The sequence below is a fragment of the Streptomyces sp. UNOC14_S4 genome, assembly GCF_020740835.1.
GTDB lineage: Bacteria > Actinomycetota > Actinomycetes > Streptomycetales > Streptomycetaceae > Streptomyces.
The window spans coordinates 1-9,925 of record NZ_JAINFC010000288.1; the positions used below are offsets into that span (position 1 = coordinate 1).

A 9,925-nucleotide genomic window follows, 5' to 3' on the forward strand; every position below is an offset into this window, starting at 1 on the left:
GCGACCACCTACGTGCTGGCCGTGCACCTCGACCACGACGTGCCGCCGGGCCAGGAACTGCGCCGGCGGCTGGCGTCGGCGGGCGCGCGGGCCGTGCCGGACGGCACGACCCTGGCCGTCGGCGACTACCACGCGGTGCCGGACCTGCCCCGCCGCACGCTGGTCGTGGGCGGCGCGAGATCGGGCAAGTCGGTGGAGGCGGAGCGGCGCCTGGAGTCCTTCCCCGACGTCGTGTACGTGGCGACCGGCGGCACCCGCGAGGGCGACACCGACTGGGCGGCCCGCGTCGCCCTGCACCGCGAGCGCCGCCCCGGCTCCTGGCGCACCGTGGAGACCTGCGACCTCGTGCCGCTGCTGACCGCCGACGGGCCGCCCCTGCTGATCGACTGCCTGTCGCTGTGGCTGACCGACGCGATGGACGCGGTCGGGGCGTGGGACGACGCGACCTGGGCGGGCGGCGGTTCGGACGCGCTCGCCGACCGGGCGGCGGCCCTGGTCGCGGCGGTGCGCGCGACGCGCCGCACGGTGGTGGCGGTGAGCAACGAGGTCGGCTCGGGCGTGGTCCCGGCGACGGCCTCGGGGCGGCGCTTCCGCGACGCACTGGGCCGTCTCAACGCGGCGTTCGCGGACGAGTGCGAGCACGTCGTCCTGGTCGTCGCGGGCCAGGCGCTGCCGCTGCGCTGACCGACGCCCTCGAAGTCCGGCGGGCCGGGAGAGGGATAGGCCCCCGTCCGCGCGGGTAATGTTGCGCGGATGAGCGGTCTGAATCTTGATGACTTCGCCACGCTGATCGAGCGTCCCGACCCGGCCGTCCGCCGGGACGCCGAGGCACGGCGTGAGCGCCTCGTGCCGCGGCCGGGCGCGCTGGGCAGGCTCGACGAACTCGCGGAGTGGCTCGCCGCCGCGCAGGGCACCGTGCCGGTCAAGCCCCTCGAACAGGTCACCGCGCTGCTGTTCGCGGGCGACCACGGCGTCGCGGAACTGGGCGTCTCGGCGGGCCCGAAGGGCGGTGCGCTGGAGCTCGTGCGGGCCGCCCTGGACGGGCGGAGCACCACCGCGATCCTGGCGCGGCGGACGGGCGCGCGGCTGCGCGTCGTCGACATGTCGGTGGACTGCGACCCCGGCGAGCTGCCCGAGGAGGTCACCCGGCACCGGGTGCGCCGCGGCTCGGGCCGTATCGACGTCGAGGACGCGCTGACCGCCGAGGAGGCGGAGGCCGCGTTCCGTACGGGCATGGCCCTCGCCGACGAGGAGGCCGACTCGGGCACGGACCTGGTGGTCCTGGGCGACCTGAGCGTGGGCGGCACCACCGCGGCGGGCGCCCTGATCGGCGCGCTGTGCGGCACGGACGCCTCCGTGGTCACCGGCCGCGGCGGCGCGGGCATCGACGACCTGGCGTGGATGCGCAAGTGCGCGGCCATCCGGGACGCGCTGCGCCGGGCCCGTCCGGTGCTGGGCGACCAACTGCAGCTGCTCGCGACGACCGGCGGCGCGGACATCGCCGCGGCCACCGGTTTCCTGCTGCAGAGCGCGGTCCGCCGGATGCCGGTCGTCCTCGACGGCGTGGTCTCGGCGGCCTGTGCCCTGGTGGCGCAGCGGGTCGCGTTCCGGGCGCCCGACTGGTGGCTGGCGGGGCAGTCGACCGGTGACCCGGCCCAGGCGAAGGCACTCGACCGGATGGCGCTCAACCCTTTGCTCGATCATGGCGTCACTGTGGGCGAAGGGACGGGGGCGCTGCTCGCTCTGCCATTGGTGCAGGCCGCGGCGGCCCTGGCGGCGGAGCTCCCCGAGCGCGGCTGACGGTTCCCGGGACCATGGACGGTTCTCGGGACCGTGCCGGAAGCGGCGGCTCCACCGCAGACAGTGCCCCATATGCTCAATTTCCATGGGAGAAGTCCGCTTGACTCCGGATGAAGGCACGCCGACTGCCGCCGCCCGGTCACGGCGCGCCGCCGCATTCGCCGTGTGGTACCTGCGCGTCGTCACGTTCGTCAACCTGCTCAGCGCGGTCTGGGTGTCGTTCGGGGCGGACATCCGCCGCCACAACGACAACGAGTTCTTCACGCCCTACCTGCTGACGGCGGGCTTCGCGTCGGCGCTGTGGTCGCTGGTGATGGCGGTGACCCTGCGCCGCCGCAAGCGGGCCTCGTGGATCCTCAACCTGGCGCTGTCCGGGCTGTTCCTGGTCTTCATGGCCGCGCTGATGACCGACCGGCAGTTCAACAGACACGCGCCGAACTGGTTCTCCCTGGTGGCGACGGCGCTCTTCGTCGGCGCCCTGCTGGTGGGCCGGAACGAGTTCTACGCCAAGGGCGACCGCTCCAACCCGAAGCTGGCCTCCCTGGTGGCCGTCGGCGGCCTGCTGGTCACCTCGCTCACCGCGGGCCTGCTGGTCATGGCCACCAACGAGGCGCAGCACGCGTCCCGTTCCTCGTTCCTGGAGCAGTGGCACTACGGCTTCATGCGGCTGATCTCGATCAGCGTGGACGACGAGCGGTACCCGGACATCGTCACGCCCGGCTGGGTCGACGTCTTCGTCAACGTCATGAGCTCGGCCCTGCTGCTGCTCGTGGTGTACGCGGCGTTCCGCGCCCGGCGTGCCACCGACCCGCTCACCGCGGACGACGAGGAGCGGCTGCGCACCCTCCTCGACCGGCACGGCGACCGCGACTCGCTGGGCTACTTCGCGCTGCGCCGCGAGAAGAGCGTCATCTGGTCCCCCAGCGGCAAGGCGGCCGTGACCTATCGCGTGGTCGGCGGGGTGTCCCTGGCCTCGGGCGACCCCATCGGCGACCCCGAGGCCTGGCCGGGCGCCATCGAGCCCTGGCTGGCCGAGGCGCGCGAGCACGGCTGGAGCCCGGCCGTGATGGGCGCGAGCGAGGAGGGCGGCACGATCTACGCCCGGCACGGTCTGAACGCCCTGGAGATCGGGGACGAGGCCATCGTGGACACCGCCGAGTTCACGCTGGAGGGCCGCGCGATGCGGACCGTCCGGCAGGCGTACAACCGGGTCAAGCGCGCCGGTTACACCGTGACCGTCCGCCGCCACGAGGAGATCCCCGAGGCGGAGCTGGCCGAGCTGCTGCGGCGCGCCGACGACTGGCGCGACGGGGCGACCGAACGCGGCTTCTCGATGGCGCTCGGGCGCCTCGGCGACCCGGGCGACGGCCGCTGCGTGATGCTGGAGTGCCATGACGGCGACGGCGAGCTGCGGGCCCTGCTGAGCTTCGTGCCCTGGGGCCCCAAGGGCCTGTCGCTGGATCTGATGCGGCGCGACCGGGACTCCGAGAACGGCCTGATGGAGTTCATGGTCATCGAGCTGCTCCAGCAGGCCAAGGGGCTCGGCATCACCCAGGTCTCGCTGAACTTCGCGATGTTCCGCTCGGTCTTCGAGCGCGGCTCCAAGCTGGGCGCCGGGCCGGTGCTGCGGATCTGGCGCTCGCTGCTGAGCTTCTTCTCCCGCTGGTGGCAGATCGAATCGCTCTACCGAGCAAATGCGAAATACCGCCCCATCTGGGAACCTCGATTCATGCTGTTCGAGAAGAGCAGCGATCTGCCGCGGATCGGCATCGCGGCCGCTCGCGCCGAGGGCTTCCTGGAGGCCCCCGGCCTGCCCAAATGGCTCAACCGCAAGCATCTGGAGAGCCCGCGATGAACCGCGCGGCGCTGCGTCGCGCCGCGCGCACCGAATGGGGTCCGCTGGTCGGCACCGTCCGGCGGGCCCTCGTACGCAAGAAGTTCCGCGCGATCCCGATGACCCTCACGGCCGTGGCCCTGACCGCGGTCTTCCAGATCGTGCAGAACCAATCCTGGGGCTTCCAGCCCGTGCAGCGGCTCGGCTCGGTGCAGGCACAGCTGCCCTGGTGGCTGGCGCTGCTGCGCACCCCGCTGTCGCTGTTCGTGCCCGCGCTGGACCTGCCGGTGTGGGGCGCGCTGGCGCAGGTCCTGCTGGTCTTCGGCATCGCGGAGATCTGCCTGGGCAAGTGGCGCACGCTGGCCATCTCGTACGTGGCGACGCTGGTCGGGACGATGTACGCGCGGCTGGCCGTGCACATCGGCCCCGGCTCGGTGTTCGGGCTGCCGCCGGAGGCCGCCAAGGTGATCGACACCGGCCCCTCGGCGGCCGTGGTGGGGCTCGCGGTGTACGTCTCGTGGCGCTACCGGGCCTGGTTCACCTGCGCGACGGTCGTGCTGGCCATGGTCGCGGAGGCCGTGATCAAACCGAACCTGGCGGGCAAGGAGCACATCGCCGCCGTCGCCGCGATGCTCGTGCTGTGCTGCGCCGACGAGCTGCGCAGGCGCCGCAAGCCCCGGCGGGACGCCTACTCGGGCACGGGCTCGGACACCGGCCCGGACGGCGGTCAGCGGTCGGGGGCCCCGGCCAGGAGGTCGTGAAGACGGTTGCGGACGGCGGCCCAGCGGGCGTCGTGCCGGTCGGCGCGCGCCCGCGCCCGGCGCAGGGCGCGCGGGCGGCGGCGGTAGAACCGCCGGGCCCACGGTGAGCCCGGCCGGGCCAGCCGTACCGCGCCGATCAGCGCCACCAGCGGCACCACGCAGCCGACCACGAAGATCCGGGGCTTGCCCTTCAGCAGGGCGATCAGCGAGACGAGGAAGTTGACCACGAAATTGGTCACGAGGATGGTGCGGTTCTGGAGTTCGTCGGGGGTCAGCTCGTTGACGCCGAAGGGCAGGAAGCCGGAGAGCACCAGCGCCACCAGCGCCGCCGTCATCACCACGACCTCGACGCTCTTGCGGCCCTGCTCCGTCCAGTAGACGTCGTCCAGGTGGAGCACGAGCGCGAACTCGTCCAGCACCAGACCCGCGCCGGTGCCGAACAGCACGGCCGACACCGCGGCCCCGAAGCCGTGCCTGCCCTCGGCGACGGCGCCGAAGCCGCCGACGACCATCAGCACGATGCCCGGCACCACATGGTGCACATGCAGCCCGCCGGGGCGGATGTTGCGGAAGGGGCCCTTGCCCGCCCGGATCAGACGGGTGATCACCCGGGTGACGAGGAAGGTCAGCACAAAGGCGCCCAGCGCGAGCAGCAGCGGCAGCTTGCCCGGTTCGACAATGTTGCGCGCCAGCCAGTGACCCATGGTTCTCCGCTCCCGAACGGCTCCTCACCCCGACTCACCAGCCAACTTAACGCGCCGGGGCGGCGGGGTAGGGTGCCGCGATGACCGACACGACCCCCGGCCGCGCCGACCACGCCACGCCCGGGCAGGCGCTCCGCTTCGCCTTCGGCACGCTGACCGTGCTGCCCGTACGGTGCACCCGCTGGGACCGCGCCGCCGCGCGCGGCGGCATGGCCGCCGCACCGCTGGCCGGGCTGGTCGTGGGCGGCTGCGCGGGCGGGCTCGGCTGGCTGTTCCTCCTCCTGGGCGCGAGCCCCGCGCTGGCCGCGGTGGCCGCGGTCGCGGTACCGGCCGTCCTCACCCGCGGCCTGCACCTGGACGGCCTCGCGGACGTCGCGGACGGCCTCGGCAGCGGCAAGCCGGCACAGGACGCGCTGCGCATCATGAAACAGTCGGACATCGGCCCGTTCGGCGTCATCACGCTGCTGCTCACCCTGCTCGGGCAGGTGGCCGCGCTCGCCTCCCTCTACGACGCGTCGCCGTCGCGCGGCGCTCTCGCCGCCACGGTCGCGGGGGTGACGGCCCGCTGCGCTTTGACCCTGGCGTGCCGGGCGGGCGTACCGGCGGCGCGGCCGGGGGGGCTGGGCGCGGCGGTGGCGGAAGCCCTGCGGGCGCGCTGGGCACTGGCGGTGACGGCACTCGTCCTCGCCCTCGCGGGCGCGGCACTCTCCTGGCACGGCGTGGTGGCCGTCCTCCTCGCCCTGACCGGCTCCGAACTCCTCCTCCACCACTGCGTGCGCCGCTTCGGCGGCGTGACAGGCGACGTCTTCGGCTCCCTGGCGGAGACGGCGGCGACGACGGCCTTGGTCACCCTGACTTTGGGCTGACCCGGCTGTGGTGCGGGTCCGTGGTCCGGTTGTGCCCACCCGTTCCGCCCTGCGGAACGCCTGCCCACAACCGGAAAGGTAAGACGCAGGGCGCGCCCCATCAGGGGCGCGGGGAACTGCGCGACCAGCCACGACGCAACCGGCAGCCGCGCGCGGAACGCAAGAGGCACCCCGGTAGGCGCCGCACAGCGAACCCGCAGCCGCGCGCAGCGCAAGTGGCACCCCGGCAGGCGCATCAAACGACGGTGAGAACCCTGCCACCCACCGGCGGAGCCCGCCGCATACCATGCCCAAGGTGCGGCCGGCCCACCCATCGGCCGAAGAACTCAAGGAAGTAGGGACCCCACCACCGTGTCTGCTCTGACTCTCAGCACGTCCAGTGCGGCGACGCTCCGCGCGGACGCCATCGTCATCGGCGTGGCGAAGGGCCCCAAGGGCCCGCTCGTCGCGCCCGGCGCCGAAGCCGTGGACAAGGCGTTCGACGGAAAGCTCGCCACGATCCTGGAGACCCTCGGTGCCACCGGCGCCGAGGGCGAGACGACCAAGCTCCCCGCCCCGTCCGGGCTGAAGGCCCCGGTCGTGCTGGCGGTCGGGCTGGGTGACGCCCCGGAGGACGAGGACTTCGGCCACGAGGCGCTCCGCCGCGCGGCGGGCTCCGCCGCCCGCGCGCTCGCGGGTGTCAAGAAGGCCGGGTTCGCCCTGCCGGTGACCGACGCCGGCTCCGCCTCCGCCATCGCGGAGGGCGCGCTGCTCGGCGCGTACGCCTTCACGCCCGTCGACGGCAGCCGGAAGAACGAGAAGGCCGACAAGGGCGCGCCCCTCGCCGACGTCGTGCTGGTGGGCGCCAAGCCCCGTGACAAGGCGTACAAGGCGGCGGCCGAGCGCGCGACCGTGCTGACGCAGGAGATCAACCGCGCCCGCGACCTCGTCAACCTGCCGCCGAACGACCTCACCCCCAAGGAGTTCGCCTCCGTGGCCCAGGCCGCGGGCAAGGAGCACGGCCTCAAGGTCGAGGTGCTGGACGAGAAGGCGCTGCTCAAGGGCGGCTTCGGCGGCATCATGGGCGTCGGCCAGGGCTCGGCGAACCCGCCGCGCCTGGTGCGTATCGCCTACACCCACCCCAAGGCCGAGAAGACCATCGCGCTGGTCGGCAAGGGCATCACCTACGACTCGGGCGGCATCTCCCTGAAGCCGGCCGGTCACAACGAGACCATGAAGTGCGACATGGCGGGCGCCGCCGCCGTGTTCGGCGCCGTCGTGGCCGTGGCGCGGCTCGGGCTGCGGGTCAACGTCACCGGCTGGCTGGCCCTCGCCGAGAACATGCCGTCCGGCTCCGCCACCCGTCCGGGCGACGTGCTGCGGATGTACGGCGGCAAGACCTGCGAGGTGCTCAACACGGACGCCGAGGGCCGCCTGGTCATGGGTGACGCCCTGGCCCGCGCCTCGGAGGAGAACCCGGACGCGCTGCTCGACGTCGCCACCCTGACGGGTGCCATGGTGCTCGCGCTCGGCAATCGCACGTTCGGTGTCATGGGCAACGACGACGCGTTCCGCACCTCCGTGTACGAGACCGCCGAGGAGGCCGGCGAGCAGGCGTGGCCGATGCCGCTCCCGGCGGAGCTGCGCAAGGCCATGGACTCGCCGGTCGCCGACTTCGCCAACATGGGCGAGCGGATGGGCGGCGGCCTGCTCGCGGGCATCTTCCTGCAGGAGTTCGTGGGCGAGGGCATCCCGTGGGTGCACCTGGACATCGCGGGTCCCGCGTACCACGAGAGCGCGCCCTACGGCTACACCCCGAAGGGCGGCACCGGCTCCTCGATCCGCACCCTGGTCCGCCTCGCGGAGCGCACCGCCGACGGCGAGCTGGGCTGACGCGGGACCGGTAGAGCCCGGGCCTCTTCCCTGGAAGACCCGGGAAGGCCCGGGAAGACCCGGAAAAGCGCGGCGCGGCCGCTCCGCGAGGAGCCGGTGACCGCCGTGCCGCGCGGCCCCGGGCCTTCCGCCCGGGGCCGCGCGGCGTTCGTTCGCCCGTAACGAAATCCACCGGCCCGTACGCATCAGTAACCCCAGAAGGTGACGCATCAGTCGCCTCACAGCCCCGGCCCGGCGTCCCGTCGTCCGTCAACAAGTGCGAAGATGTTGTCTCGGCAGGACAGGGCCCACCGACCCAGGGCCGAACAAAAGCGGCCGAACGACAGCCGCCGCCCGGTCATCGACGACCGGCTCCGGCGTACCCATGCATGGAGGACGTGACGTGGCGAACGACGCCAGCACCGTTTTCGACCTAGTGATCCTCGGAGGCGGTAGCGGCGGTTACGCCGCTGCCCTGCGCGGAGCGCAGCTGGGTCTGGACGTCGCTCTGATCGAGAAGAACAAGCTGGGCGGCACCTGCCTGCACAACGGCTGCATCCCCACCAAGGCACTGCTGCACGCCGGTGAGGTCGCGGACCAGGCTCGCGAGGCCGCGCAGTTCGGTGTCAAGACCTCCTTCGAGGGCATCGACATCGCGGGCGTCCACAAGTACAAGGACGACGTGATCGCCGGCCTGTACAAGGGCCTCCAGGGCCTGGTCGCCTCCCGCAAGGTGACCTACATCGAGGGTGAGGGCCGCCTCTCCTCGCCGACCTCGGTCGACGTGAACGGCCAGCGCATCCAGGGCCGCCACGTCCTGCTGGCGACCGGCTCCGTGCCGAAGTCGCTGCCGGGCCTGGAGATCGACGGCAACCGCATCATCTCCTCGGACCACGCGCTGGTGCTGGACCGCGTCCCGCAGTCCGCGATCATCCTGGGCGGCGGCGTCATCGGCGTCGAGTTCGCCTCCGCGTGGAAGTCCTTCGGCACCGACGTCACGATCATCGAGGGCCTCAAGCACCTCGTGCCGGTCGAGGACGAGAACAGCTCCAAGCTGCTGGAGCGTGCCTTCCGCAAGCGCGGCATCAAGTTCAACCTCGGCACGTTCTTCCAGAGCGCCGAGTACACCGAGACCGGTGTCAAGGTCACCCTCGCCGACGGCAAGACCTTCGAGGCCGAGGTGCTGCTGGTCGCCATCGGCCGCGGCCCGGTCTCGCAGGGCCTGGGCTACGAGGAGCAGGGCGTCGCGATGGACCGCGGCTACGTCCTGGTCGACGAGTACATGCGCACCAACGTGCCCACCATCTCGGCCGTCGGCGACCTCGTCCCGACCCTCCAGCTCGCGCACGTCGGCTTCGCCGAGGGCATCCTGGTGGCGGAGCGGCTCGCCGGTCTCAAGCCCGTGCCGATCGACTACGACGGTGTGCCCCGGGTGACGTACTGCCACCCCGAGGTCGCCTCCGTGGGCATCTCCGAGGCCAAGGCCAAGGAGATCTACGGCGCGGACAAGGTCGTCGCCCTGAAGTACAACCTCGCGGGCAACGGCAAGAGCAAGATCCTCAAGACCGCCGGCGAGATCAAGCTCGTCCAGGTCAAGGACGGTGCCGTCGTGGGCGTCCACATGGTGGGCGACCGCATGGGTGAGCAGGTCGGCGAGGCCCAGCTCATCTACAACTGGGAGGCGCTGCCCGCCGAGGTCGCGCAGCTCATCCACGCGCACCCGACGCAGAACGAGGCGCTCGGCGAGGCCCACCTGGCCCTGGCCGGCAAGCCGCTGCACGCGCACGACTGATTCCCGAGCGCACCACCACCCGTACTACTCGTAAGGAGCAACCGCACCATGGCGGTTTCCGTAACACTGCCGGCGCTCGGCGAGAGCGTGTCCGAGGGCACCGTCACCCGCTGGCTCAAGGCCGAGGGTGAGCGAGTGGAGGCCGACGAGCCGCTGCTCGAGGTCTCCACCGACAAGGTCGACACCGAGATCCCGGCCCCCGCGTCCGGCATCCTGGCCTCCATCAAGGTCGCCGAGGACGAGACGGTCGAGGTCGGCGCCGAGCTGGCCATCATCGACGACGGCACCGGCGCCCCCGCCGCTGCCCCCGCCCCGGC

The 9,925-nt window shown here is 72.5% G+C and carries 9 protein-coding genes; 8 read left to right on the forward strand and 1 reads right to left on the reverse strand.

Going from position 1 to position 9,925, the window contains the following annotated elements:
• From K6I34_RS23425 to K6I34_RS23440, 4 genes are all read left to right on the forward strand, one after another.
• The coding region (locus K6I34_RS23425) for a bifunctional adenosylcobinamide kinase/adenosylcobinamide-phosphate guanylyltransferase (protein ID WP_229328308.1) at positions 1 to 684 on the forward strand (684 nt) is incomplete at its 5' end.
• 69 nt (positions 685 to 753) lie between these two features.
• Positions 754 to 1,800: a nicotinate-nucleotide--dimethylbenzimidazole phosphoribosyltransferase gene (cobT, locus tag K6I34_RS23430; RefSeq protein ID WP_229328309.1), complete on the forward strand. Its 1,047-nt coding sequence runs from the start codon at positions 754 to 756 to the stop codon at positions 1,798 to 1,800.
• A gap of 85 nt (positions 1,801 to 1,885) precedes the next feature.
• Entirely contained in the window at positions 1,886 to 3,655 is a 1,770-nt protein-coding gene (locus K6I34_RS23435; RefSeq protein WP_229328310.1) for a phosphatidylglycerol lysyltransferase domain-containing protein, read from the forward strand.
• Positions 3,652 to 4,395: a hypothetical protein gene (locus K6I34_RS23440; protein ID WP_229328311.1), complete on the forward strand. Its 744-nt coding sequence runs from the start codon at positions 3,652 to 3,654 to the stop codon at positions 4,393 to 4,395. Before K6I34_RS23435 ends, K6I34_RS23440 begins: the two co-directional genes overlap by 4 nt.
• Here K6I34_RS23440 and K6I34_RS23445 read toward each other — a convergent pair.
• Entirely contained in the window at positions 4,362 to 5,099 is a 738-nt protein-coding gene (locus tag K6I34_RS23445) for a hypothetical protein (protein WP_229328312.1), read from the reverse strand. The two genes, K6I34_RS23440 and K6I34_RS23445, sit on opposite strands and share 34 nt — an antisense overlap.
• An 80-nt stretch (positions 5,100 to 5,179) precedes the next feature.
• Between K6I34_RS23445 and K6I34_RS23450 the strand changes: the two genes are divergently transcribed.
• The 4 genes from K6I34_RS23450 to K6I34_RS23465 form a co-directional block, all read left to right on the forward strand.
• Positions 5,180 to 5,965: an adenosylcobinamide-GDP ribazoletransferase gene (locus K6I34_RS23450; RefSeq protein WP_229328313.1), complete on the forward strand. Its 786-nt coding sequence runs from the start codon at positions 5,180 to 5,182 to the stop codon at positions 5,963 to 5,965.
• Between the two features lie 351 nt (positions 5,966 to 6,316).
• Entirely contained in the window at positions 6,317 to 7,837 is a 1,521-nt protein-coding gene (locus K6I34_RS23455) for a leucyl aminopeptidase (RefSeq protein WP_229328314.1), read from the forward strand.
• Between the two features lie 382 nt (positions 7,838 to 8,219).
• A complete protein-coding gene (gene lpdA, locus K6I34_RS23460; RefSeq protein ID WP_229328315.1) occupies positions 8,220 to 9,608 on the forward strand; it encodes a dihydrolipoyl dehydrogenase in 1,389 nt (462 codons plus the stop codon).
• A gap of 48 nt (positions 9,609 to 9,656) precedes the next feature.
• A partial coding sequence (locus tag K6I34_RS23465) for a biotin/lipoyl-containing protein (RefSeq protein WP_308294043.1) occupies positions 9,657 to 9,925 on the forward strand: 269 nt, incomplete at its 3' end.